General features: G+C 72.1%; 19 protein-coding genes. 15 read left to right on the plus strand and 4 right to left on the minus strand.

From position 1 onward, the window contains the following. Positions 1 to 41: 41 nt before the first annotated feature. Complete coding sequence (gene rpsF, locus ACZ51D_RS07905; RefSeq protein ID WP_360502466.1) at positions 42 to 332, minus strand: 30S ribosomal protein S6; 291 nt, start codon at positions 330 to 332, stop codon at positions 42 to 44. 318 nt (positions 333 to 650) lie between these two features. Between rpsF and ACZ51D_RS07910 the strand changes: the two genes are divergently transcribed. The 3 genes from ACZ51D_RS07910 (at position 651) to ACZ51D_RS07920 (ending at position 3,313) form a co-directional block, all read left to right on the plus strand. Next, positions 651 to 950 carry a hypothetical protein gene (locus tag ACZ51D_RS07910; protein ID WP_360502469.1) on the plus strand — a complete coding sequence of 100 codons (300 nt, stop codon included), beginning with the start codon at positions 651 to 653 and terminating at the stop codon, positions 948 to 950. Between the two features lie 196 nt (positions 951 to 1,146). After that, on the plus strand, positions 1,147 to 2,265 hold the full coding sequence (locus ACZ51D_RS07915) for a lipid II:glycine glycyltransferase FemX (RefSeq protein ID WP_360502471.1): 1,119 nt from the start codon (positions 1,147 to 1,149) through the stop codon (positions 2,263 to 2,265). Between the two features lie 13 nt (positions 2,266 to 2,278). Then, on the plus strand, positions 2,279 to 3,313 hold the full coding sequence (locus ACZ51D_RS07920; RefSeq protein ID WP_360502474.1) for an alanine racemase: 1,035 nt from the start codon (positions 2,279 to 2,281) through the stop codon (positions 3,311 to 3,313). Positions 3,314 to 3,325: 12 nt separating this feature from the next. On the opposite strand, the gene ACZ51D_RS07925 is transcribed toward ACZ51D_RS07920, so the two are convergent. Both ACZ51D_RS07925 and ACZ51D_RS07930 read right to left on the minus strand, forming a co-directional pair. Then, the gene (locus tag ACZ51D_RS07925; protein WP_465615416.1) at positions 3,326 to 4,903 is read right to left on the minus strand and encodes a glycosyltransferase family 87 protein; all 1,578 of its coding nucleotides are present in this window, start codon (positions 4,901 to 4,903) and stop codon (positions 3,326 to 3,328) included. A 159-nt stretch (positions 4,904 to 5,062) separates the two neighbouring features. Beyond that, a complete protein-coding gene (locus tag ACZ51D_RS07930; RefSeq protein WP_465615418.1) occupies positions 5,063 to 7,504 on the minus strand; it encodes a transglycosylase domain-containing protein in 2,442 nt (813 codons plus the stop codon). A gap of 516 nt (positions 7,505 to 8,020) precedes the next feature. Between ACZ51D_RS07930 and ACZ51D_RS07935 the strand changes: the two genes are divergently transcribed. From ACZ51D_RS07935 to ACZ51D_RS07955, 5 genes are all read left to right on the plus strand, one after another. Beyond that, positions 8,021 to 8,722 carry a PadR family transcriptional regulator gene (locus ACZ51D_RS07935; RefSeq protein WP_360502480.1) on the plus strand — a complete coding sequence of 234 codons (702 nt, stop codon included), beginning with the start codon at positions 8,021 to 8,023 and terminating at the stop codon, positions 8,720 to 8,722. A gap of 127 nt (positions 8,723 to 8,849) precedes the next feature. Then, positions 8,850 to 9,932, plus strand: a complete 1,083-nt coding sequence (locus ACZ51D_RS07940; protein WP_360502482.1) for an inositol-3-phosphate synthase — start codon at positions 8,850 to 8,852, stop codon at positions 9,930 to 9,932. A 126-nt stretch (positions 9,933 to 10,058) separates the two neighbouring features. Continuing rightward, the gene (locus ACZ51D_RS07945) at positions 10,059 to 11,378 is read left to right on the plus strand and encodes an MFS transporter (RefSeq protein ID WP_465615421.1); all 1,320 of its coding nucleotides are present in this window, start codon (positions 10,059 to 10,061) and stop codon (positions 11,376 to 11,378) included. A gap of 107 nt (positions 11,379 to 11,485) precedes the next feature. Continuing rightward, positions 11,486 to 12,115, plus strand: coding sequence for an LppU/SCO3897 family protein (locus ACZ51D_RS07950; protein ID WP_465615423.1), 630 nt, complete (start codon positions 11,486 to 11,488; stop codon positions 12,113 to 12,115). Positions 12,116 to 12,171: 56 nt separating this feature from the next. Continuing rightward, entirely contained in the window at positions 12,172 to 13,176 is a 1,005-nt protein-coding gene (locus ACZ51D_RS07955) for an LppU/SCO3897 family protein (RefSeq protein WP_465661583.1), read from the plus strand. Between the two features lie 156 nt (positions 13,177 to 13,332). On the opposite strand, the gene ACZ51D_RS07960 is transcribed toward ACZ51D_RS07955, so the two are convergent. Beyond that, complete coding sequence (locus ACZ51D_RS07960) at positions 13,333 to 14,829, minus strand: CCA tRNA nucleotidyltransferase (RefSeq protein WP_396289928.1); 1,497 nt, start codon at positions 14,827 to 14,829, stop codon at positions 13,333 to 13,335. A gap of 312 nt (positions 14,830 to 15,141) precedes the next feature. Between ACZ51D_RS07960 and ACZ51D_RS07965 the strand changes: the two genes are divergently transcribed. The 7 genes from ACZ51D_RS07965 (at position 15,142) to trxA (ending at position 25,790) form a co-directional block, all read left to right on the plus strand. Continuing rightward, positions 15,142 to 17,553: a DUF6049 family protein gene (locus tag ACZ51D_RS07965; protein WP_465661585.1), complete on the plus strand. Its 2,412-nt coding sequence runs from the start codon at positions 15,142 to 15,144 to the stop codon at positions 17,551 to 17,553. 57 nt (positions 17,554 to 17,610) lie between these two features. After that, on the plus strand, positions 17,611 to 20,109 hold the full coding sequence (gene murJ / locus ACZ51D_RS07970) for a murein biosynthesis integral membrane protein MurJ (RefSeq protein ID WP_465661587.1): 2,499 nt from the start codon (positions 17,611 to 17,613) through the stop codon (positions 20,107 to 20,109). A 300-nt stretch (positions 20,110 to 20,409) separates the two neighbouring features. Next, on the plus strand, positions 20,410 to 22,437 hold the full coding sequence (locus ACZ51D_RS07975) for a protein kinase family protein (protein WP_465661589.1): 2,028 nt from the start codon (positions 20,410 to 20,412) through the stop codon (positions 22,435 to 22,437). Positions 22,438 to 22,484: 47 nt separating this feature from the next. Next, positions 22,485 to 23,201 carry an RNA polymerase sigma factor SigM gene (sigM, locus tag ACZ51D_RS07980; protein WP_360502500.1) on the plus strand — a complete coding sequence of 239 codons (717 nt, stop codon included), beginning with the start codon at positions 22,485 to 22,487 and terminating at the stop codon, positions 23,199 to 23,201. Next, positions 23,198 to 24,187 carry a hypothetical protein gene (locus tag ACZ51D_RS07985; protein WP_465661590.1) on the plus strand — a complete coding sequence of 330 codons (990 nt, stop codon included), beginning with the start codon at positions 23,198 to 23,200 and terminating at the stop codon, positions 24,185 to 24,187. The genes sigM and ACZ51D_RS07985 overlap by 4 nt, the downstream gene beginning before the upstream one ends. A 173-nt stretch (positions 24,188 to 24,360) precedes the next feature. Further along, on the plus strand, positions 24,361 to 25,326 hold the full coding sequence (gene trxB, locus ACZ51D_RS07990; protein WP_465615434.1) for a thioredoxin-disulfide reductase: 966 nt from the start codon (positions 24,361 to 24,363) through the stop codon (positions 25,324 to 25,326). A 137-nt stretch (positions 25,327 to 25,463) separates the two neighbouring features. After that, positions 25,464 to 25,790 (plus strand): thioredoxin, encoded by a 327-nt coding sequence (gene trxA, locus ACZ51D_RS07995; RefSeq protein ID WP_360502507.1) that lies wholly within the window; start codon positions 25,464 to 25,466, stop codon positions 25,788 to 25,790. The last annotated feature ends 103 nt before the right edge of the window (positions 25,791 to 25,893 follow it).

Genomic DNA, 25,893 nt, shown 5'->3' on the forward strand with positions numbered 1-25,893 from the left:
CGGACGCGAGCTACCCGAGACCCGAAGGCCTCAGAGGTGGCTCAGTGGGTGTCCGGGCGCAGGACCTTGGTCCGCAGAACCGACTCGCTCAGGCCCATCTGGCGGTCGAGCTCCTTGACGACCTCAGGCGTGGCCTTGAGGTCGATGACCGAGTAGATGCCCTCGGACTGCTTGTTGATCTCGTAAGCCAGACGGCGACGACCCCAGGTGTCGACCTTCTCCACCTTGCCGCCGCCGTTGCGGACGACAGTGAGGAAGTTCTCGATCAGGGGGGCGACAGCGCGCTCCTCGACCGAGGGGTCGAGGATGACCATCAGCTCGTAGTGACGCATGAGTAACCCACCTCCTTTGGACTCAGCGGCCACGGTCTCTCCGTGGCAGGAGGGTTGTGCGTAGCGTCGGCACCGGCGCGGTGACGACTCCGGCCCACCGTAGCGGCCGGGTCCGACAATCGGCCCCCGTCCACCCCGGAGGGGTGTCGCCCGAAAGAGGGCGCAAGGGGGCACAACTACACCAGTGCAGACGGCACAGCCTACCCGCACCCGGACGGCCGAACAAAACGCATAGGGGTTGTGAGACCGACCCAACCGCCGCAATCTGGACGGAACGGGATTCCTGCCCGTTCGTCTCCACGCCAGGAGGTGGGACTCATGGCCCAGTCCGTCCACCGCATGCCCGCGCTCACGCTGAACACCGACGGCCACCCGCACCCCCGCGAGAACACCCTGGTGGCGCTCACCGCCGTCCTGGGCGTCATCGCCTTCACCACCTCGTTCTTCCACAACCTGCATCTGATGACCTCGTGGACCGGCCTGGCCGGCATCATCACGGGGCTCTGGGGGATGTTCGTCTCGGTCACCACCGCCGAGCGCTTCGTCCTGATGATCACGCTCGGCGCCTCCGCGGTCGGCTTCTACCTCGGCATCGCCCGGGGCGGCCTCTGGGGCTGAGCCGCCGCCTCCGGGGCCGGACCGCCCCGGCCCCTCCGGAACCCTCGGCGCCCCCGCCGCGTATCTGCAAGAGGACAGGTACCCGACGGGGGCGCCGTCGTGCCCGCCGCGACGGGGGCACCGAGGGCCCCGGACGGTAGGGTCAGCCCGAGAACCCGGGGCCCACCGCAGCCCGACCGACGAGGAGCACCGAGCAATGAGCCTGCGCCTGAGGACGATCACCCGCGAGGAGCACCTCGCCTTCATCAGGAGCCGCGCCTCGGCCAGCCACATGCAGGTGCCGTCGTGGGGCGACGTCAAGGCCGAGTGGCGGTCCGAGTCGATCGGCTGGTTCGACGACGCCGACCAGCTCGTCGGCGCCGGCCTGGTCCTCTACCGCCAGCTGCCGAAGCTCAAGCGCTACCTCGCCTACCTGCCCGAGGGCCCGGTCATCGACTGGTTCGACCGCGACCTCGACCGCTGGCTCTCCCCGATGCTGGCGCACCTGAAGTCGCAGGGCGCGTTCTCGGTGAAGATGGGCCCGCCGGTGGTCATCCGCCGCTGGAACGCCCCCACCATCAAGGAGGCCATCGCCGCCAAGCAGGCCAAGCGCCTGCGCGACGTCGAGGCCGACTGGTACGAGGCGCGCGCCTTCGAGGTGGCCGACCGGCTGCGCAAGGCCGGCTGGCTGCAGGGCGAGGACGGCGGCGCCGGCTTCGGCGACGTCCAGCCGCGCTACGTCTTCCAGGTGCCGCTGGCCAACCGCTCGCTGGACGACATCCACAAGAACTTCAACCAGCTCTGGCGCCGCAACATCAAGAAGGCCGAGAAGAGCGGCGTCGAGGTGTTCCAGGGCGGCTACGACGAGCTGCCGATCTTCCACCAGCTCTACCTGGTCACCGCCGAGCGCGACCGCTTCACCCCGCGCCCGCTGTCCTACTTCCAGCGGATGTGGAAGGCCCTCACCGCCGAGGACCCGAACCGCATGCGGCTCTACATCGCCTACCACGAGGGCGAGCCGCTGGCCGCCACCACGATGCTCGTGGTCGGTGAGCACGTCTGGTACTCCTACGGCGCCTCGGCCAACCACAAGCGCGAGGTCAAGCCGTCCAACGCCATCCAGTGGCGGATGATGCGCGACTCCTACGCCCTCGGCGGCGGTGTGTACGACCTGCGCGGCATCAGTGACACCCTGGACGAGAACGACCACCTGTTCGGCCTGATCCAGTTCAAGGTCGGCACCGGCGGCCAGGCTGCCGAGTACCTCGGCGAGTGGGACTTCCCGCTCAACAAGCTGCTGCACAAGGCCCTCGACCTCTACATGTCCCGCCGCTGAGGAGGCTGACCCGATGACGCTGTCGCTCTACCTCGACACCGAACGCTGGCGCACCCACCAGCGCTCCGTCCTCGCCGAGTTCCCCGGCCTGGTGCCGGTCGCCAAGGGGAACGGCTACGGCCTGGGCAACCACCGGCTGGCCGAGGAGGCGACGCTGCTGGGCACCGGTGTGCTCGCCGTCGGTACCGCGTACGAGGCGGCCGACGCCGCCGAGTGGTACGGCGGCGAGCTGCTGGTGCTCACCCCGTACCGGGTCGGCGAGGAGGTCCTCCCGATGCCGCACGCCCGGGTGATCCGCACGGTCGCGGGCGTGGACGCCCTGCGGACGCTGCACGGCACCCGGGTGGTGCTGGAGTGCATGACCACCATGCGCCGCCACGGTGTGAGCGCCGCCGACCTGAGCACCGTCGCCGCCGAGCTCGAGGGCGTCAGCTTCGAGGGCCTGGCGCTGCACCTGCCGATGGACCGGCCGGACGGCTCCAGCCCGGTCGAGGAGGTCGCGTACTGGGTGGACACCGCCCGTGCGGCCGGCATCCCGGTCCACACCGTGTTCGTCAGCCACCTCGGCGCGGCCGGCATGGAGCAGCTCGCCCAGCGCTACCCGGAGACCGTCTTCCGGGCCCGGATCGGCACCCGGCTCTGGCTGGGCGACCACGCCGCGTTGGAGGTCCGGGCCACCGTCCTGGACGTCACCCCGGTGAAGAAGGGCGACCGCTACGGCTACCGCCAGCACCCGGCGCCCGCCGACGGCCACATCCTGGTGGTCGCCGGCGGCACCGCGCACGGCATCGGCCTGGAGGCGCCCAAGTACGTGCAGAGCATGGCCTCGCGGGCCAAGGGCATCGCCCGGGCCGGTCTGGCGACGGTCAACAAGACCAAGTCGCCGTTCCACTGGGCCGGCAAGCAGCTCTGGTTCGCCGAGCCGCCGCACATGCAGGTCTCGCTGCTGTTCCTGGACGGCGAGACCGGGGCCCCCGCGATCGGCGAGGAGCTCGGTCTCCAGGTCCGTCACACCACCACGCACTTCGACCGCGTGGTGGACCGCTAGCAGCGGGACGGGTCACGGCTTCTCGGCCGGCTCCGACAGTTCCGGCTCACCGAGCCACTGCTCGGGGCCGGCCGGCGCGTACGCGGCGTAGGTCTCCTCCTCGCGCAGCCGCCGGGCGGTGCCCAGCACGAACACGTCCGGGGCGTGGTCGAGCACCCCGCCGGAGGGGTCGTCGCTGCCGTCCCAGCGGACCGGGTCGCGGTCCGGGTAGAGGACGTCGCGGACGACGAGGGCGACCAGGTAGAGCGTGCCGATCAGGTGCAGCGCGATCGCGAAGTGGTACCAGGCCTCGCCGATCCCGTGCTGCTTGGGCCCCGTGACGAAGCCCAGGTGGGACCAGATGCCCAGGGTGTAGAGCACCTCGCAGGCCTGCCAGACCAGGAAGTCCCGCCAGCGCGGCCGGGCCAGCGCCGCGAGCGGCAGCAGCCAGAGCGCGTACTGCGGCGAGTACACCTTGTTGACCAGCACGAACAGTGCGACGACCAGGAAGGCCAGCTGCGCGAAGCGCGGGCGGCGCGGCGCCGAGAGGCCGAGCCGCGCCAGGGCCAGGCAGCCCAGCACCATCAGCACACCGATGTAGAGGTCGAGGTCGGCCAGCCCGACGCCGCGGGTCTGCATCAGGATCAGCCAGAACGAGCCGTAGTCCTCGCCGCGGTGCTTGCTGAACACGTAGAAGGTCGACCAGCCCTGCCAGTTGGCGAGCATGATCGGCAGGTTGACCAGCAGCCAGGAGCCCACCGCGCCGCCGAGCATCACCCGGAACTCGCGCCACTTGCCGGCCCGCCAGCAGAGCACCAGCAGCGGGCCGATCAGCAGCACCGGGTAGAGCTTGGCGGCGGTGGCCAGGCCGATGAAGACGCCGGCCCAGCCCGGCCGGGAGCGGGCCCACCAGGCCATCGCCACGGCGGCCAGGGCGACCGCGAGCAGGTCCCAGTTGACCGTGCCGTTGAGCAGCAGGACGGGCGCGAGCGCGAACAGCAGCGCGTCCCAGGGGCGGCGGCGGTGGGTGCGGGTGAGCGCCACGGCCGCGACCACCGCGCAGGCCATCAGCAGCCCGGCGTTGATCGCCCAGAACCACTGCTCCTGGCTCTGCTGGTTGCCCCCGCCGGGCGTCAGCCAGGCCGCGACCTGCATGAACAGGCCGGTCAGCACCGGGTACTCGAGGTACTGCAGGTCCCCCGACGAGCCCGGGATGCGGTCCACGTACGGGTGCAGTCCGGCCGCGAAGCCGCGTCCGGAGAACAGGTGCGGGATGTCGCTGTAGCAGGAGTGGATGTACTGCGGCGAGCCCGGCTGGAACCAGGCCTGCTCGTAGCAGGGCAGCTTCTGCGCCATGCCGAGCACCGAGACCACGATCACCGCGAGCGCCAGGAAGCGCGCCGGGATCCACCAGGAGACACCGAGCAGTGCCCGGCGCCCGGGCGGCCCGCCGATCACCTCGCTGCCGGCCGCCGCCACCGGGTCCTCGTCGGCCGGAACGACCACGGTGTCGGGCAGCGGCGCGGCCGTGGCGACGGCTGCCGGGGTGGGCCCTGCGGCGGCGCCGGGCCCGGCCGGTCCGGCGGTTTCGTCACGATCGCTCGACGTCATGCCGGACATCCTGCCGCACCATCCGCGCCGGGACGAGGAGGACCCCGCAACGGTCTGCGGAGGTCCGCGGGCGGCCGGGTCCGCGAAACCCGACGAAAACGGCGGTGGCGGCCCTCCGAGGAGGACCGCCACCGCCGTCGGCGCTTCACGTCGGGGGTGCTACCCCCCGACGGGCGGGGCGCCGGTGGACGTCGGCGTCGGCTTGCCGGTCGGCTTGCCGCCGCCACCCGGTGTGGAGCTGTCGGTGGGCGTCGGCTGCTGCGTCGGGCAGCCGATCACCGGGAGGCAGCTGTTGGTCGGGTGCGGGGTCTTGGTCTTCGTCGCGGTCGGCTGCGGGTCGCCGGGGCAGTCCACGCCCGGCACGCAGTTCAGGGTGGGCTGCGGCGGCAGGGGCTGGGTGGGCTGCGCCGGCGGCTGGGTCTGCGTCGGGGCCGCCGGGCTGTCGCTCATGGTCGGCGTCGGCACGGGCGTGGCCGTGGACGGCGCACCGGAGGAGTCGACCTCGGTGCCGACCGGCTGCGGGGTCGGGAAGTCCAGCTTCTTCTCGTTGGCCAGCGCGACCTTCATGTACCGGGTGAAGACATCGGTCGGGATGTCACCACCGTGGATGGACTCCTTGCCGCCGGTGCCGTTGAGCGACTGCCGCTCGTGCTTGTTCGGGTCCTCGCGCCACATCGCGACGCTGGTCACCAGCTGCGGGGTGTAGCCGACCCACCAGGCCGACTTGTTCTGGTCGGTGGTACCGGTCTTGCCCGCGACCGGGCGGCCCAGGTCCTTGGTCTTGGTACCGGTACCCTTCGCCGCCACGTTCACCAGCACGTCGGTGACGTTGTCAGCGACCGTCGGCTCCAGCGCGACCTTGGCGTCCTTCTTGCCGAAGCCCGGGCGATCCACGCCGTTCAGCTCGACCTTGGTGACCGAGTACGGCTCGGACTCCTTGCCGCTGGCCGCCAGGGTGCCGTAGGCGGTAGCCATCCGGATCGGGCTGATGGTGGAGGTGCCGAGCGGGAAGGTCGCGGTCTTCGGGTCCGCGAGGCTCTCCTTCTTGACACCCATCTGCACCGCGATGTCGGCCACGTTCTGGCCGCCGACGTCCTGGTTGAGCTGGACGAAGGGCACGTTGTACGAGTACTGCATGGCCTGCCGCAGCGAGACGTAGCCGTGCTTGCTGGCGTCCTCGTTCTTCTGGTGGTACGGCTTGCCGTCGTCGCCGATCACCAGCGAGCCGTCCGGCTTGCGGATCTCGGACATGTCGTCGGCCAGGTAGCGGCTGTCGGCGTTGATCCGCTTCGGCTTGCCGTCGTCGCCCTTCGCGGTCTGCACGCCGACCTGCATCGCGGTGGCCAGCACGAAGGGCTTGAAGGTCGAGCCGACCTGGACGCCGGAGGCGTCGGCGTTGTTGTCGAAGTGTCCGTTCTCCACGCCGTCACCGCCGTAGAGGGCGATGATCGCGCCGTCGCTGGGGCGGATGCTGGCGGAGCCGAACTGGATGTTGGTGTCGTTGTCCGGGCGCTTCTGCGGGTTGAGGTTCTCCGCCTTGACGTCGTCCACGGCCTTCTTCAGGGCGTCGACCTTGTCCTTCTCGAAGGTCGTGTAGATCTTCAGGCCGCCCTTGTCGATCACCTGCTGGGTGATCGTCTTGTCGTTGTTCATGACGTACTTGTTGGCGGTGTCGACCAGGTAGCTGATCTCACCGTTCATGTTGGAGCTGGGCTTCAGCGGGATCGGATCCGGGAAGGCACTGCACTTGGCCCGCTCCTCGGCGGTGACGGCCTTGGTCTTCACCATGTTGTCGAGGATCCAGGACCAACGCCCCTGGGCCCGGTCCTTGTTGGCCGGGTTGGTGGGGTCGTAGTACGCCGCGCCCTTGAGCAGGCCCGCCAGCATGGCGCTCTGACAGAGGTTGAGGTCCTTGGCGTCCACCCCGTAGTAAGCCTGGGCGGCGGCCTGGGCCCCGTTCGCGCCGCGACCGAACCAGCTGGTGTTCAGGTAGCCCTTGAGGATCTCGGGCTTCCCCTTCTGCTGGTTGATCTTCAGCGTGATGAAGAACTCCTTCACCTTGCGGCTGAGGGTCTGCTCCTGGCTCAGGTAGGCGTTCTTCACGTACTGCTGGGTGATGGTCGAGGCGCCCTGGGTCTCACCTCCCTTCGCCATGTTGTAGACGGCGCGGAGCATGCCCTTGGGGTCGATGCCGCTGTCGGTGCGGAAGTCCTGGTTCTCCGCCGCGATCACGGCGTTCTGCAGGTTGGGGCTGATGTCGGAGAGCTCGACGATCTGACGGTTCGTCTGGCCCTTGCGGGTCATCTCGGAGCCGTCGGACCAGTAGTAGATCGTGTTCTGGCCCTGCACCAGCTTGTTCAGCTCCGGGACCTCGGTGGTCTGGTACAGGTAGAACACCAGGCCCACGAAGCAGCCGAAGACGAGCAGGAAGCCGCTCAGCCACTGCTTCCAGGACGGCAGCCAGCGCCGGACCCCGGTCTTGCCGAACCGCGGGTAGTCGATGAAGCGCTTCTTGCCGGGCCCGGAAGCCGCGGCGGCACCGCTCCGGCCGCCCCCCTTGTCCTTCTTCTGCCCGGCCTTGCGCATCTCCGCACGGGTCATCCGGGGCTGCCGGGCGGTCTCCCGAACGCCCGGCGGGCGCCGGCGCCCGATCCCGTCCGAGTTCAACTCGTCGGGACCCGGCCCTCCCCGACGGCCGCCGCCTCCCGGGGGCTGCTGCCCGTCACCGCCCGGGTCGGGCGTCCTTCGCCGTCGTTCGCTCATCTTCCAGCCACTCCTCGCCAGGCGTCTCCAGCCTGAAGGCAGGGGTTCACGTCCGATGCCCGCAAACCGCCCTAACCCCGGAGGTGGTCTTCGTGCACACGCGACAGCGTACGCAGCACAGAAATACAACTAATCGGGCATCAGTCGCCAATAACCGCAAAACGGCGACAGATCATTACACGGCCGTTGCCAACCTCACCCGCGCGTCGGCTTGTGATCACATTCACGCGTGCCCCCCTTGCCCGTTCCGGGGGTCGGGTTTACTGTTCTCGATATATCGAGCCGATACATCGAAGCGGAATACCGCCGGATGCAGCGGCCGGACGAGGGCCGAGAGGGAGGAGGACCACGGCAGTGGGCAGGCGCTCAGGAGTGCTGGAGTTCGCCGTTCTCGGCCTGCTCCATGACGCCCCGATGCACGGCTACGAGCTGCGCAAGCGGCTCAACATCCTGCTCGGTACGTTCCGGGCACTCTCCTACGGAACGCTCTACCCCTGCCTGAAGAGCCTGGTCGCCCAGGGCTTCCTGGTCGAGGACAACCCGGACGTCGAGTACGTCCCGGCCACCGCGCTCAACGGCAAGCGGTCCAAGATCGTCTACCGGCTCTCCGCCGAGGGGAAGCAGCGCTTCGAGGAGCTGCTCGCCGACTCCGGCCCGGACGCCTGGGAGGACGAGCACTTCGGCGTCCACTTCGCGTTCTTCGGCCAGACCGACCGGGCCGTCCGGATGCGCGTCCTGGAGGGACGCCGCAGCCGGCTGGAGGAGCGCCTGGAGCGGATGCGCAACTCGCTCGCCCGTGCCCGCGAGCGGTTCGACGACTACACCGTCGAACTCCAGCGGCACGGACTGGAGTCGGTGGAGCGCGAGGTCCGCTGGCTCAACGAGCTGATCGAGACCGAGCGGTCCAACCGCACCGGCCGGACCGGTCCCGCCACCGGCGGCGACTCCACCGCCGTACCCCCCAAGACTTCGGACGGCCGTGGCCAGGAGACCGGGTCCTCGGACCCGTCCGGGCCACCGTACGACCGCCCGGGGCGCTCCGCCCAGGAGCGCTGACACCGCGCCAGCCCTGTGCCGCGCGGCAGGAGTGGGCGCCTCGCGCCCTTACAAGCAGTCATCGAAGAAGCAGGACGAGTTCCGCCGGTTCCGGCGGTCCTCATGAGATCACAGGGAGCAACCGGAAATGGGTTCGGTTCGCGTAGCCATCGTTGGCGTGGGCAACTGCGCCGCGTCGCTGGTGCAGGGTGTCGAGTACTACAAGGACGCCGACCCGGCCGGCAAGGTCCCCGGGCTGATGCACGTCCAGTTCGGTGACTACCACGTCCGTGACGTGGAGTTCGTCGCGGCCTTCGACGTCGACGCCAAGAAGGTCGGCTTCGACCTGGCCGACGCCATCGGCAACAGCGAGAACAACACCATCAAGATCTGCGACGTGCCGCCGACCGGCGTCACCGTCCAGCGCGGCCACACCCTCGACGGCCTGGGTAAGTACTACCGGGAGACCATCGAGGAGTCCGACGAGGCCCCGGCCGACGTCGTCCGGATCCTCAAGGACCAGCAGGTCGACGTCCTGGTCTGCTACCTGCCGGTGGGCTCCGAGAACGCCGCCAAGTTCTACGCCCAGTGCGCCATCGACGCCAAGGTCGCCTTCGTGAACGCCCTCCCGGTGTTCATCGCGGGCACCAAGGAGTGGGCGGACAAGTTCACCGAGGCCGGCGTGCCGATCGTCGGTGACGACATCAAGTCCCAGGTCGGCGCCACCATCACGCACCGCGTGATGGCCAAGCTGTTCGAGGACCGCGGTGTTCTCCTCGAGCGCACCATGCAGCTGAACGTCGGCGGCAACATGGACTTCAAGAACATGCTCGAGCGCGAGCGCCTGGAGTCCAAGAAGGTCTCCAAGACCCAGGCCGTCACCTCGCAGATCCGCGACCGCGAGCTGGGCTCCAACAACGTCCACATCGGTCCCTCGGACTACGTGGCCTGGCTGGACGACCGCAAGTGGGCCTACGTCCGCCTGGAGGGTCGCGCGTTCGGTGACGTCCCGCTGAACCTGGAGTACAAGCTCGAGGTCTGGGACTCCCCGAACTCCGCCGGTGTCATCATCGACGCCGTGCGCGCCGCCAAGATCGCCAAGGATCGCGGCATCGGCGGCCCGATCCTGTCGGCCTCCTCGTACTTCATGAAGTCCCCGCCGGTCCAGTACTTCGACGACGAGGCCCGCGACAACGTCGAGAAGTTCATCCGCGGTGAGGTCGAGCGCTGAGCTGACGGCCCCTAGCCGCGCGTAGCCGCTCCGAAGAGCCCACGATCACCGGATCGTGGGCTCTTCACCATTTTCCGGCCAATGTTTCACGTGAAACAGCAACCGGTTCCATGGCACTCTGGGCGGGTGGCGATCACCGAGAACGGCAGCACCCACCAGTCCGCGCACCGCGCCACGCTCGTCGATCTGCTCCGGGGCCACGACTTCCGGCGGCTGCTGACCGCCCGGGTGCTCTCCCAGCTCTCCGACGGCGTCTTCCAGGTCTCGCTCGCCGCCTACGTGGTCTTCTCCCCCGAGAAGCAGTCCTCCCCCGCCGACATCGCCTCGGTGCTGGCCGTGATGCTGCTGCCGTTCTCGGTGATCGGCCCGTTCGCCGGGGTGCTGCTGGACCGCTGGCGCCGCCGCCAGGTGCTGTACTTCGGCAACCTGGCCCGCTTCGGGCTGGGCCTGGGCACCGGCGCGCTGCTCCTGGCCAAGGCACCGACCCAGCTGTTCTTCGCGTCGGCCCTGCTCGTCACCGCGCTCAACCGGTTCATCCTGGCCGGCCTGTCCGCCGCCCTGCCCCGGGTGGTGGAGCAGGACCGACTGGTCACCGCCAACGCGCTCTCCCCCACGCTCGGGACGGTCGCCGCCGCCTGCGGCGGGGGCATCGGCTTCCTGCTGCACCAGGTGATGACCCCGGGTCCCACCGCGGACGCCGCACTGGTCACGGTCGCCTCGCTGCTCTACCTGTCGGCCGCGCTGGCCGCCCGGCGGATGGACCGCGACCTGCTCGGCCCGGAGCAGCACGCCGACCGCCCGGCACTCGGCCAGGCGCTGGTGCGGGCCACCGTCGAACTCGGCGCCGCCGTCCGCCACCTGGTGCGGGACTGCCGCCCCGCCGTGCACGCGCTGGCCGCCGTCACCGCGGCCCGGTTCTGCTACGGCGTGCTGATCGTGGTCGTGGTGATGCTCGCCCGCTACACCTTCAACGACCCGGCCGACAGTGCGGCCGGCCTGGTCACCCTCGGCCAGGCGGTCGGCCTCTCCGCCGCCGGGTTCTTCGTCGCCGCGGTGGTCAGCCCCTGGTGCACCCGCAAGCTCGGGCTGACCGGCTGGATGACGGCCTGCCTGGTCGCCCCGGTGGTCTTCGTCCCGGCGCTCGGCCTGGGCTTCACGCTGGTGCCGTGCCTGATCGCCGCCCTGCTGCTCGGAGTGGTCACCCAGGGCACCAAGATCTGCGCCGACACCGTGGTGCAGGAGTCGGTCGAGGACGAGTACCGCGGCCGGGTCTTCGCCATCTACGACGTGCTGTTCAACGTCGCCTTCGTGGCCGCCGCCATGGTCACCGCACTGGTGCTGCCGCTGTCCGGCCGCTCGGTCCCGGTGGTCGTCGGGGTCGCCGCGGTGTACGCCGGCACGGCGGTCGTCTACCTGCGCGCCGCCCGCCGCCGACCGCACCCCTGACCGTCTCTCCACACATCCCCCGGGACTCGGGACCGATGGCGTCCGACCGAGTCGCTAAGGTGTCAGACCTGTCGGAGCGACAGCACTCTGTCTCGGGGGACGAACTGATGAGCACACCGCCCAATCCGTACGGGCCACCGGTCGTACAGCCGTACGGTGCGCCGGTTCCCCCGCCGGCCGCCCCGTACGGACCGCCGCCCGCCTACGGGCAGCCCCCGCAGCCGGCCCCGGCCGGGTACGGGCAGCCGCCGTCGTACGGGCAGTCCCCGTACGGGCAGCAGCAGCCCTACGGGCAGGTGCCGTACGGACAGCAGCCGCCCGCCGGGGCGTACGGCTACCCGCAGCCCGCCGCACCGACGCCGAGCGCACCGCCGGCCAAGAAGAGCAGCGGCATCTCCAAGCTGAAGATGGTCGGCCTCGCGGGCGGCTGCGTGGCCCTGGCGGTCGGGTACTTCGTCGCCGGGCCGAGCGTCAGCAGTGCCAAGCCCGGCGACTGTGTGCGGGTGAGCGGCTCCCGCTCTGTCGAAATCGCCAAGTGCACTGATTCCACAGCGAATTACCGCGTACTGTCGAAGTTCGAAGGCACCACCGACGTGAACCGCTGCAAGCAGACGCCGCAGACCACGAGTGCCGTCTCGGGCAAGAGCGGCCGCCGCTGGAACAAGAAGCGGTACGTGCTCTGCCTCGGTCCGATGGCACCCGCCACCACCGGCCTCCCGCCGGTGAAGAAGTCCTGAACTCTTCCGCCACTCCGTCCCCGGGGGACCACTTGTCCGTTCCGCCTCCGCCCCAGATGCCGTACGGTCCGCCGCCGGGCGACGGCAACCCCTACTCCTCCGGCGGCGCCTACGGCGCTCCGCCCCCGCCGCCCGGCCAGCCCGGGTACGGGTACCCCAGCGCCCCGCCGCCGCCCGGCCAGCCGTACGGCTACCCGCAGCCCGCACCCGGCTACGGGTACCCGCCGCAGGGCCCGACGGACGGCCTGACCTGCCGGTTCTGCGGCGGCTACCCGGCGGTGAACGCCACCGTCCGCGGCCACCAGGGCCTGCTCGTGGCCTACCGGATGCTGCGGATGTCCGGCCCGTTCTGCCGCACCTGCGGCACGGCCACCGTGCGCGACATGTCCGCCCGGACGCTGGTCCAGGGCTGGTGGAGCCTGGTGTCGTGGCTGCTGACCCCGATCACGCTGCTGCTGAACCTCGGCCCGCACAACCGGTTCAAGCAGCTGCAGCCGCCCGTCCCGGGCAGCCACGGGCCGCAGCTCGCCCCGGGCGTCCCGCTGACCCGCCGTCCGCACATCGCGATGCTGGTGGTGCCGGTCTCGCTGGCGGTCACCATCGTCCTGGCCGCCACCGGGGTGCTCGGCCCGACGAAGGACAACGGCCCGTCCGACCCGATCACCGCGGCCCCGGCGCCGACGCCCTCCTCCTTCACCTTCACGCCCTCGCCGCCGCCGGCCTTCCCCTCGCCGACCTTCACGATCCCGTCGGTGCCGAGCATCACCCTCCCGCCGGTCACCACCCCGACCGACGACACGGACGCCGTGGACTCGGCCAAGGCGGGCGACTGCCTGCACAACGACAACGGCCCGGCCGGCGCGACCACCGACACCCACCCGAAGGTCTCGGTGCTGCCCTGCACCGACGCCACGGCGCAGTACAAGGTGATCTACAAGTACCTCGCCACGTCCGACGAGAAGGTCTGCGAGAAGCAGCCGAAGGCGGACAGCTGGTACACCCGCACCTACACCAACTTCCCGGCCCTGAACTACGTGCTCTGCCTCAAGAAGCTCAAGTAGCTCACGCAGCTCAGGCAGCCCGCCGCAGCACGCGAGGGGTGGCCCCGGCCGAGTGCCGGGACCACCCCTCGCGTCGTGTCCGGAGCCGGTCCGGACCCATAGCCGAAGCTGAAGCCGAAGCCGGCACCGAAGCCGGAGCCGGAGCCGGAGCCGGCGTCAGCCCTGCTGCTGCTCGGCCCACCAGGCGCGCAGCGCCGCGACCGCCTCGTCGTGCTCCATCGGGCCGTGCTCCAGCCGGAGTTCGAGCATCTGCTTGTACGCCTTTCCGACCTGCGGACCGGGCTTGAGGCCGAGCAGCTCCATGATCTGGTTGCCGTCCAGCGCCGGGCGGACGGCGTCCAGCTCCTCCTGCGCCTTCAGCTCGGAGATCCGCGTCTCCAGGCCGTCGTAGGTGCGCGAGAGCGCGGCCGCCTTCTTCTTGTTGCGGGTGGTGCAGTCGGAGCGGGTCAGCTTGTGCAGGCGCTCCAGCAGCGGCCCCGCGTCGGTGATGTAGCGGCGCACCGCGGAGTCGGTCCACTCGCCGCCGCCGTAACCGTGGAAGCGCAGGTGCAGCTCGACCAGGCGCGAGACGTCCTCGGTGAGCTCCTTGGAGTACTTGAGCTCGCGCATCCGCTTGCGGGTCATCTTGGCGCCGACCACCTCGTGGTGGTGGAAGGAGACCCGGCCGTCCGACTCGAAGCGGCGGGTGCGCGGCTTGCCGATGTCGTGCAGCAGCGCGGCCAGCCGCAGGGTGAGGTCCGGGCCGTCCTGCTCCAGGTCGACGGCCTGCTCCAGGACGGTCAGCGAGTGCTCGTAGACGTCCTTGTGCCGGTGGTGCTCGTCGCGCTCCAGCCGCAGTGCGGGCAGCTCGGGCAGCACGTACCCGGCCAGGCCGGTGTCGACCAGCAGGCGCAGGCCCTTCACCGGGTGCTTGGCCAGCAGCAGCTTGTTCAGCTCGGCCTGGACCCGCTCCGCCGAGACGATGGTGATCCGCTCGGCCATCGCGGTCATCGCGGCGACCACCTCGGGCGCCGGTTCGAAGTCGAGCTGGGCGGCGAAGCGGGCGGCCCGCATCATCCGCAGCGGGTCGTCGGAGAAGGACTCCTCGGGGGTGGCGGGGGTGCGCAGCACCCGGGCCTCCAGGTCCTCCAGGCCGTTGTGGGGGTCGACGAAGCCGCGGCCGGGCAGGTCGACGGCCATCGCGTTGACCGTGAAGTCCCGGCGGACCAGGTCCTCCTCGATGGTCTCGCCGTAGGTCACCTCGGGCTTGCGGGAGGTGCGGTCGTAAGCCTCGGAGCGGTAGGTGGTGATCTCGATCAGGAAGGAGCCCTCGGGGGTGTCCTTGCGGGCACCGACGGTGCCGAAGGCGATGCCGACGTCCCAGATCGCGTCCGCCCAGCCCTTGACCAGCTTGAGCACCTGCTGCGGGCGGGCGTCGGTGGTGAAGTCCAGGTCGTTGCCGAGCCGGCCGAGCAGCGCGTCCCGGACCGAGCCGCCGACCAGCGCCAGCCGGTGACCGGCCGCCTGGAAGCGGTCGGCGATCTCGTCGGCGACCGGCGACACCCGCAGCAGCTCTTGCAGGCCCAGGGTCTGGGCCTCGCTCAGGCCTGGTACGGCCTGGAGGGCGGTGCTGGGACGATCGGTGCGCGCGGTGGGCTCATTGGCAGTGGACACGGCTCACAAGGGTACGTGCCCCGGCAGGTCAACCGCCCGCGCGTTTTGGGCGTCTCTTCCCACAGCCCGCAACACTGCACCGCGGGCTGCATCGTTACCATGCCGGTGGACGGGTCTCGGGCACCGGACAGGGGACACGGTGTCCAAGCGAAGACCGTCGGGCGGACCGCGCCGGACGGGACGAACAGCATCAGCAGCGAGCGATCGAGAACGGCGAGGGCGAAGCGAGTGAGCGAGCCGGCACGGCACTCGGGCCTGGGGGCGCACCGACAGCCTGGACGGGCCGAACGCCCGGCCGAGGGGCGTCATCCGGTGCGCCGGGCGGGCCTGCGCCTCGCCGCCGCCTGCGCGGCCGCCCTGACCCTCTTCACGGCCGCCCCGGCCGGTGCGCTGCCGGCCGGCGGCGACATCGCCTCGGCCGAGTACCCGGTGGTGCTGACCATCGAGTCGCTGGCCCCGCAGGTGGCCGCCCCCAACGGCACCGTGACGATCACCGGACACGTCACCAACGCCGGCAAGTCGGCGCTCAAGGGCGCCCACGCGGCGGTCCGCAAGCCCTTCTCCGGCAAGCCGCTGGACCGGCGCAGCGATCTGGCGAACGTGGCCGGCCGTTCCGCGCCGGACGGCAAGGACGGCGTGGAGCTGGACAGCCCGCAGTACGCCCTGCCGGAGCTGAACCCCGGCCAGACCCTGCCGTACACCCTGAGCGTCGCGGTGAACGACCTCGGGCTGTCCTCGAGCGGGGTGTACGAGCTCGCGGTGGACGCCTGGGGCTCGACCGCCGACAACTCGCACGACCGGGCCCTGGGCATCGCCCGGAGCTTCCTGCCGTACAACCCGGGCGGTGCCGAGGCGCAGCCGACGAAGGTCGCCACGCTCTGGCCGCTGGTGCACGCGCCGGTGCTGGCCGCGCAGACCGTCGCCGACAACGACCAGTCCGTCCCGGTGCTGCGCGACGACAGCCTGGCGGCCGAGTTCGCCCCGGGCGGCCGGCTGTACGAGCTGGTCGACACCGGCTCCAAGCTGTCCGGGCTGACCTGGGTGGTCGACCCGGACCTGCTGGACGCCGCGTTCGCGATGACCAAGCCGTACCGGGTGCAGAAGCCGGGCACCGAGTCCGCGGGCAAGTCGGCCAGGGACGACAACACCGTCGTGAACAACGGCTCGGCCGCCGCCACCGCCTGGCTGGACAAGCTGCGGGCCGCGGTCGCCAAGCCGGACAGCCAGGTGGTCGCGCTGCCGTACGCCGACCCGGACCTCGCGTCGATCGCCCACAACGGCGCCGACCTGCCCGGCATGACCACCGCGCTGAACAAGGCCGCCACGGCCGGTCGGCTGACCGTCGAGGGCCGGCTCTCCGTGGACACCCGTTCCGATGTCGCCTGGCCGTACCAGGGCTACGTCGACCAGCAGATCGCCGGGCTCGCCCAGCAGGCGGGCAGCGGCCTGGTGCTGGCCAACGGGGCGAGCCTGCCGGAGCCGGACTCGCTGAACTACACCCCGACCGCGGTGCGCCCGATCGGCAACGGGCAGAGCGCCGTGGTCGCCGACGAGACGGTCTCCGGGCTCTTCCAGAGGGACCTGAGCACCGCGAAGGACCAGACCGAGGCGACCCAGCGCTTCCTCGCCGAGACCTTCGCGATCACCCACGAGCAGCCGCAGAACCAGCGCGGCCTGCTGGTCATGCCGCCCCGCGAGCTGAGCGTCAACACCGCGAAGGTGCTGGCGAGCGCCCTGCAGGCGGCGTCCGGCAAGTGGATCTCCCCGGCCAAGCTGGACGCGGTGGCCCAGGCCCCGGCGGACCAGAAGGCCAACACGGGCGTCCCGGCGGCCGCGGACTACCCGACCCAGGCCCGCGCCTCGGAGCTGTCGGCGGCCGATCTGATCGGCACCAACAAGATCCAGTACGACCTGGACACGCTGATGCGGGTGCTCACCCTGCCGCAGCGGGTGCGCGGCCCGTTCAACGCCGCCATGGTCCGGTCGCTGTCCACCGAGTGGCGCAGCCAGGCCGCGGCCGGCGGCGCCTACCGCGCCGGCGTCACGCAGTACCTGCAGGAGCTGACCAAGGCCGTCCAGGTGCCGCCGAAGACCGTGGTCACGCTGGCCGGCGACACCGGTCTGCTCCAGGTCAGCGTCCGCAACGACCTGACCCAGGCGGTCACCAACCTGAAGCTGGTGCTCACCTCGACCCAGCCGAACCGGCTGAACGTTCGCCGGGAGGAGGAGCTGGTCCTCCCGGCCTCGCAGAGCGCCACCCTCCGCTTCCAGGCCGAGGCGCACAACAACGGGCCGGTCGGCATGACCGCCCAGCTGTGGACCACCGGCCCCGACTCGCGGCCGTACGGTGCGGCCCAGCCGTTCACGGTGCAGGTCACCTCGGTGACCAACGGCGTGCTGTACGTCTTCGCGGGCGCCGGCCTGCTGCTGCTGCTGGCCGCGCTGCGCTTCATGCGCCAGCGCAAGCGGCGGGGCGGGGAGCCGCACGAGGACGGCGACCAGCCGGTCGGGGACGCCCCGGCGACGGGCGGGGCCGCGGCCGAGGAGCCGACGGCGGACAAGGCGGACGAGGCGGACGGGGCCGAGGGGTCCGAAGCCGCCGCCCGGGCCGACGGGGAGGGGCCGGCGGGCGACGCCGCTGGTGACGCTCCCGCGCAGACACCGCGCGGCAGCAGCCCGGATGGCCGGGATCGGGCCGCCAGTGATGAGAAGGTTGGTCCTTGATACCGCCGACCCCCCGTGACGCCGGGCCGGCCTCCCCCACGACAGCGAAGAGGTGACATGACCGGGCGCAGCGAGGAGCGGCAGCCGGGCCGCGGTGAGAGCCGGCCGGGTGCCGAGTCGCCGTCCGGCGACTGGTACGTGGCCGACACCTACGCCCAGGACCCGTACGCGGCCGACGCGTACGGGAACCCGCAGGACGGCCAGGACCCGTACGGTCTGCGGGCCGGCCGACCGGCCGCGCCGCAGCAGCCGGCCGCCGCGTACGACGTGCCGCCGCAGCTGCCGCCGCAGGGCGGCGGCTATCCGACGCCGGTGCCGCCCGCCCCCTACCCGGCGGCGGACCACTTCTCGCCCCCGGTGCCGCCGGTGCAGCCCGGCTGGGACACCCCGGGGCAGGCCGGCTGGCAGCCGGAGCCGGCCCCGGCTCCGGCCCGCGGCCCGTGGGGCGGTGCCGAGCAGCCGCAGCAGCAGTGGGAGCCCGGCCCGGCGCACTCCGCCTGGGACTCCGAGACCACCGAGTACGTCGGGGTGGACGCGCTGTTCGGCGGCCGCCAGGCGGAGGCCGCGGCCCCGCCGCCGGTACCGCAGCCCGCCCCGGCCCCGCAGACCACCCCGCCGGGTGCCCACGGAGCCGTGCCGCCCGGCGCGCCCGTGCCGCCGCCCGGCCCCGCGCCGTACCCGCCGATGGGCGGCTACCCGGGGCAGCCGCAGCACGTCGGCCCGCACGGGCAGCGCCCCTTCGTGCCGCCGATCGAGTTCGACCCGCCGCTCTCCGAGGAGGAGGCCACCATGCAGGTGGCCGCCGTCGCGGTGCCCCCGGCGGTCGAGCCGCCGGCGGACCTCGCCGCCGAGGAGCAGGCCGCGCCGCCGGAGTCCGCGGGCGCGGCGGCCCCGGCGGCCGGCGGCGGGGGCGGCAAGGTCGCGAGCCTGCTGAACTCCAGCGCGATCATGGCGGCCGGCACGCTGGTCTCCCGCGGCACCGGCTTCGTCCGGACCATGGTGATCACCACGGCCATCGGCGTCGGCGTGATGGGCGACTCGTACAACGCGGCGAACACCCTGCCGACCCTGCTGTACATCCTGATCGGCGGCGGCGCGCTGAACGCGGTGTTCGTGCCGCAGCTGGTGCGCAGCATGAAGAACGACGAGGACGGCGGCACCGCGTACGCCAGCCGGCTGCTCACCCTGGTGATGGTCGGGCTGGCCGGCGTGGTGTTCCTGGCGGTGCTCGGGGCGCCCGTGCTGGTCCAGCTGATCGCCCACCCGATGATGGCGAACCCGGAGCGGGCCGCCACCACGGTGGCGCTGGCCCGCTACTGCCTGCCGACCATCTTCTTCATGGGCATCCACGTGGTGATGGGCCAGGTCCTCAACGCCCGCGGCCGGTTCGGCGCGATGATGTGGACGCCGGTCCTGAACAACGTCGTGGTGATCTTCACCTTCTCCGCCTACATCTGGGTCTACGGCGGGTTCGGCACCACCCACGTCACCCCGGAGTCCATCTCGCCCGAGGGCGTCCGGCTGCTCGGCCTCGGCACCCTGATCGGCCTGGTCGTCCAGTCGCTGGCGATGATCCCGTACCTGCGGGCGGCCGACTTCCGCTACCGGCCCCGCTTCGACTGGCGCGGCCACGGCCTGGGCAAGGCCGCCCGGCTGGCCAAGTGGACGTTCTTCTTCGTGCTCGCCAACCAGGCCGGCTACCTGGTGATCACCCAGCTGTCCACCAAGGCCGGCGCCGCCGCGGCCGCGGCCGGTCACGACGGTGTCGGCCTGGCCGCGTTCTCCAACGCCCTGCTGATCTGGCAGCTCCCGCAGGCCGTGATCACCGTCTCGATCATGAGCGCGGTGCTCCCCCGGCTGTCCCGGGCGGCCGCCGACGAGGATGCCGGTGCCGTCCGCGACGACATCTCCTACGGTCTGCGCACCACGGCGGTGGCGGTCGTCCCGGCGGCCTTCCTCTTCCTGGCGCTCGGCCCGGTGATCGGCCGGTCGATCTACGCCGTCGGTGGCGACGCGAGCGTCCTGAGCGGCGCGACCAACGTCGGCCTGATGCTCTCCGCCTTCGCCCTGGGCCTGATCCCGTACTCGGCCCAGTACGTGATGCTGCGCGGCTTCTACGCCTACGAGGACACCCGGACGCCGTTCTCCAACACCGTCTGGGTCGCGGTCTGCCAGGCCGCCTTCTCCCTGCTGTGCTGGCTGCTGCTGCCCGCCGAATGGACGGTGACCGGCATGGCGTTCGGCTACGGCCTCGGGTACGCCATCGGGGTGGCGGTGGCCCTGCCGAAGCTGAAGAAGAAGATCGGCGGGCTGGACACCAAGCGGATCGGCAAGACCTACAGCCGGCTGGCCGCCGCGTGCGTCCCGGCCGCGCTGGTCGGTCTCGGCGCCAGCCTGGGGATCCAGCAGGTGCTCGGTGGCTGGACGGGCAGCGTGGCCGCCCTCGTCGTGGCGGGCGGCCTGCAGATGAGTGTCTTCGTGCTGATCGCGAAGCGCCTGCGGATCGAGGAACTGAACGCCATGCTGGGCATGGTCCGCGGCCGACTGGGCCGCTGACCGTCCCTTCGACGGCCGGACGAGCGGGCGCCCTGACCGGGCGTCAACCGGAGCGGACAGCTCCTCGGCTCGTCCGGCCGACTGCTGGGTTGCCAGCCGCCCCGGGCCCGCCCGGCGGCCGGATGGCGACCCGGTGTCCTATCTGCACCACATCTCTCCACCCGTACGCAACCGAGTGGACCCCTCAGCGGTCGTACCCGGTGGAGAAGAGTGGGCACAATTGTCCTGGAGCACAGGGCCGCCAACCCGCGGGCTCCAGCGACTCTCGGCCGGGGCGACACAAGGGGAGGCAGGACCACGGTGGCTGATGGCACCAAGGCGGTCGTCGACACGTCAACAGCTGACGCGGCGGCGGACGAAGCCGCGCTGGCCGCGGCGATCGACGAGTTCGCGGTCGCGAAGGACGCCGACGGGCGTGCCTCCGCCGACGGCGGCAAGGGCGCCTCCACCGCTGCCGCCGCTCCCGGGGAGAACAGCGGGGACGTCGAGGGGGACGCTGACGAGGCCTCCGACCGGGACTCCGGCCAGGCCTCCGACGGGGACACCGACCGGGAGGACCCGCCGGCCGCCGCCCCGGAAGCCTCCGTGAGCGAGGAGACCTCGGAGATCACCGCCCCGCTCTCGGTCCGGGAGATCGCCGCCGAACTGGCCGCCGGCTCCGCCCCGAAGAAGCCCGCCCCCGCGCCGACGCCCGCCAAGCGCCGCCCCACCGACCCGCAGCCCACGGTCGACCCGCGCGACACCGCCACCCTCCCGCGCACCCTCCCCGCGCCGCAGCGGCGCAGCGGCGACATGATCGGCCACCGGTACCTGCTCGAGGAGTGCATCTCCCAGAGCGACACCTTCAGCAGCTGGCGCGCCGTCGACGAGAAGCTGCGCCGGGCCGTCGGCGTCCACCTGATGGCCTCCGGCCACCAGCGCGCCCGCAAGGTGCTGGCCGCGGCCAAGTCCGCCGCCCTGCTCGGCGACCCGCGCTTCGTCCAGGTCCTGGACGCCGTCCAGGAGGGCGAGCTGGTCTACGTCGTACGGGAGTGGCTGCCGCACTCCTCCGACCTGGCCAAGCTGCTCGCGAACGGCCCGATGGAGCCGCACGAGGCGTACCAGATGGTCCGCCAGGTCGCCGACGCGGTCGCCGCCGCCCACCGGCGCGGCCAGGCCCACCTGCGGCTCACCCCGCGCTGCGTGCTGCGCACCGACAGCGGCCAGTACCGGATCAACGGCATCGCGGTCGACGCCGCCCTGCGCGGGCTGCCCGTCGAGGGCACCACCGAGGACGCCCAACGCACCGACACCCGCGCGATCGGTGCCCTGCTGTTCGCCGCGCTCACCCACCGCTGGCCGTACCCGGAGGACCGCTACGACCTCCGGGGCCTGCCGAAGGGCCTCCAGAACGCCGCGCCGGACCAGGTCCGCGCCGGGGTCCACAAGGGCCTGTCCGAGCTCGCCTCACGGGCCCTGTTCGACCACCCGCCGCACCACGCCGAGCCGATCACCACCCCGGAGGAGCTGGTCCGGGCGATCGCGCAGATGCCCCGGATCCGCCAGCCCGAGCCGGAGCTGCCCGCCTTCCCGGTCCCGCCCCGGCACAACACCCACGCCCTGCCCACCGCGCCCAACCCGACCCGGGTGGCCGACCCGGCGGTCGCCCCGCTGCCCGCCTCGTCGCGGCCCACCGCCTCCCGCCGGACGAAGCGGCGGCTGCGCCGGGTCGTCAAGGCCACCGCCTGGACGGTCGCCCTGGGCGCGATCGGCGTCGCCTCCTGGCAGTTCGTCGGCAGCCTGCGCCACCCCGAGTCGTCCGCCGCCGCGCCGCAGCCCACGGTCACCAGCTCCTCGCCGAGCCCGCACGCCAGCACCCACAACCCGGTGCCGATCGCCATCAAGGAGGCGCAGTCGTACAACCCGCTGGGCGACGGGCCCGAGGGCACCGAGAGCATCGGGAAGGCCATCGACGGCGACCCGAACTCCGCCTGGACCACCGGCTGGTACGTCGACCAGTTCGGCCCCAAGGCGCCCGCCCTCAAGTCGGGCACCGGCCTGCTGATCGACCTCGGCACCCAGCAGTCGGTCTCCTCGGTGAACGTCCAGTTCCTCGGCGGCGAGCAGACGGCGGAGCTGCGGGTGCCCACCGGGGCCGCCACCACCAACCCGATGCAGGCCAAGCCGGAGAGTTTCAGCATCGTCGGCAAGAAGGCCGGGACGAACGTCGAGTACACCCTCGACTCCCCGGTCACCACGCGCTACCTCTTGATCTGGCTGACCGGTCTGACCAAGGATGGCGACACCAGGTACCGCGGCCACGTCGCCGAGGTGAAGGTCTCCGGCTGACCGCACGGCTCGCGCACCGGAACGACGGCAGAGGTCAAGGGGTGACAGTGGCGGACGACGACGCGGCGTTGCTCGCCCGGCACGTCGCCGGCGACCAGGAGGCCTTCGGCCTGCTGGTGAACCGGCACCGCGACCGGCTCTGGGCGGTCGCCCTGCGCACCCTGGGCGACCGCGAGGAGGCCGCCGACGCGCTCCAGGACGCCCTGGTCTCCGCCTTCCGCGCCGCCGCCGGCTTCCAGGGCCGCTCGGCCGTCACCACCTGGCTGCACCGGATCGTGGTCAACGCCTGTCTGGACCGCGCCCGGCGCAGCGCCACCCGCCGCACCACCCCGCTCGACGAGGACCCGCAGCGGCTCGACACCCTGGTCGGCTCCGCCGAGCCGGCCGACTCCCCGGTGGTCCGCGCCGAGCTGCACCGCGAGGTGACCGCGGCCCTCGGCGAGCTGCCCGCCGAGCAGCGGGCCGCGCTGGTCCTGGTCGACATGCAGGGCTACCCGGTCGCCGAGGCCGCCGAGCTGCTGGGCGTCCCGGTGGGCACCGTGAAGAGCCGCTGCGCGCGCGGCCGGGCGCGGCTGCTCCCGCTCGTACGGCACCTGCGGGAGAGCGACGGCGGGCCGGATGTTTCACGTGAAACACCGGGCGGCCACGGCTCGGCCCCACCGGTGCGGGGCACCCGGGGGAACCCGACGGCCCCCCGCACCGTCACAGGGACAGGCCCGAGCACCGGTCGGACGATGCTGGAAGGAGACGCGAGCACACGATGACCGCCAACCCCTTCTCGCCCGACCACACCGGGGACCACCCCCCGGTCGAGCAGCTCGCCGACCTCACCGAGGGGCTGGTCGACTCCCCCGAGGCCGTCGCGGCGCTGCGACGGCACCTGGCCGGCTGCGCCGAGTGCCGGGAGACCGTCGACGCGCTCGCCGAGGTCCAGGCGCTGCTCGGCGGCGTCGAGACCCCGCCGATGCCCGCCGACATCGCCGACCGGCTGGACGCCGCTCTGGCCCAGGCCGCCGCCGAGGCCCCGGCAACCGCTTCCGGGAACGACCGCAAGGCCCTCGCCCGCCCCCAGGAGGCCCCTGCCGCCGCCCGCCGGTCCGGCACCCCGGCCTCGCCCGTACGCGCCGCCACGGGGCCCTCCACGCCGCCCTCCCGGCCCTCGGCCCGGCCCGCCGCCGCCACCGGCCCCGGCCGCCCGCGCCCCCGGCGTCGATTCGCCCTGCTGCTCGGCGCCGCCGCCCTGGCTGCCCTCGGACTCGGCGGGGCGCTGCTGCTGCACCCCGACGACGGGGCCGGCGGCCCCGCGGTCACCGCGGGCGCCCCTGCGGGCACCACCGCCGCCGCAGCCCCGGGACGCGCCCCGCACGGGGCGAGCGCCGGCACCGACTACCGCGCCGACCGCCTCGCCACCCAGATCCAGCAGTTGCTGGCCCGCTCGGAGAGCGCTCCGGGGCTGCGGCCGACCGGGCAGGCCAAGCCCGAGAGCGTCCTGCCCGCCGAGGGCGCCCGGCCGGAGCCCTCCTCCCCGGCTTCCCCGTCCCCCTCCGCTTCCGCCTCCCCGGCCCCCTCGGCGTCCTGCCCGCCCCCCGCCTCCGGCGCCCCGCTGGCCACCGACCGGGGCAGCTACGACGGCGCCCCGGTGGACGTCCTGGTCTACCCGGTGCCCGGCCGGCCCGACCTCGTGGACGTCTACCTGCGCGCCCCCGACTGCGGCCAGGTCGTCCTGCACCAGAGCGTTCCCAGTCGCTGACCAGTGGTTCCCATGCGATCCACGCCCAGCACGGCACGCCGCTTCCGGAGTTCGGGCACCTGGTACTGATCCGCCTGGGAATGCGAGACACTGGTCAGTCGTTGTCCCGGGCGGCGGAGCAGGACCGCCCTCCCCGCAGCTAACGCGGGTCGCGATGCGAACCAGGAGAAGCAGTGAGCGACGTCCGTAACGTGATCATCATCGGTTCCGGCCCGGCCGGGTACACGGCAGCGCTCTACACGGCCCGTGCCTCCCTCAAGCCACTGGTCTTCGAGGGGGCCGTCACCGCCGGTGGTGCGCTCATGAACACCACCGAGGTCGAGAACTTCCCGGGCTTCCGGGACGGCATCATGGGCCCCGAGCTGATGGACAACATGCGGGCCCAGGCCGAGCGCTTCGGCGCCGAGCTGATCCCCGACGACATCGTCGCGGTAGACCTCACCGGTGACATCAAGACCGTCACCGACTCCGAGGGCAACGTGCACAAGGCCCGTGCCGTGATCGTCACCACCGGCTCCCAGCACCGCAAGCTCGACCTGCCGAACGAGGACAAGCTCTCCGGGCGCGGCGTCTCCTGGTGCGCCACCTGCGACGGCTTCTTCTTCCGCGACCAGGACATCGCGGTGGTCGGCGGCGGGGACACCGCCCTGGAGGAGGCGACCTTCCTCTCCCGCTTCGCCAAGAGCGTCACGATCATCCACCGCCGGGACACCCTGCGCGCCTCCAAGGCGATGCAGGAGCGTGCCTTCGCCGACGAGAAGATCCGCTTCGAGTGGGACAGCGCGGTCGAGGCCATCCACGGCGACCCGAAGCTGAGCGGCGTCACCCTGCGCGACACCACCACCGGCGAGACCCGCGAGCTGGCCGTCACCGGTCTGTTCATCGCGATCGGCCACGACCCGCGCACCGAGCTGTTCAAGGGCCAGCTGGACCTCGACGCCGAGGGCTACCTCCAGGTCGAGGCCCCCTCGACCCGGACCAACATCCCGGGCGTGTTCGGCGCCGGCGACGTCGTGGACCACACCTACCGCCAGGCCATCACCGCCGCCGGCACCGGCTGCTCCTCGGCGCTGGACGCCGAGCGCTACCTGGCCGCGCTGGACGACCTGGAGGCCAAGGCCGCCGTCGTGGCGGTCTGACCCCCGGGCCACCGACCCACCCTCGCGGGGGTGTTGTGTTCCACGTGACACCCCCGCCCCGGCCAGGCAGAAACAGAACGGGCCCACCCGTTGTTCTCCTGGCAGCAGCCCCCTCCGTCCTAACCCGAGGAGTTCCCGTGGCCGGCGCCACCACCACCGTCACCGACGCGACGTTCCAGTCCGACGTCCTGGACAGCGACAAGCCCGTGCTGGTCGACTTCTGGGCCACCTGGTGCGGCCCGTGCCGTCAGGTCGCCCCGGTCCTGGAGGACATCGCGGCCGAGCACAGCGACAAGCTGACCATCGCCAAGCTCGACGTGGACGCCAACCAGGAGACCGCCGCCAAGTACGGCGTCATCTCGATCCCGACCCTGATCGTCTACAAGAACGGCGAGCCGGTGAAGTCCATCACCGGTGCCCGGCCGAAGGCGGCGCTGCTGCGCGAGCTGGCCGAGTTCATCTAGGTCGTCGGACCGTCGACCGCACGGCGGCGGGGGGGGCCCCCCCCGGGGCCCCCCCCCCCCCCGGGGGGGACCCCCCCCCCCCCCCCCCCCCCCCCGCCCCCCG

The organism is Kitasatospora sp. NPDC033851, assembly GCF_055576085.1.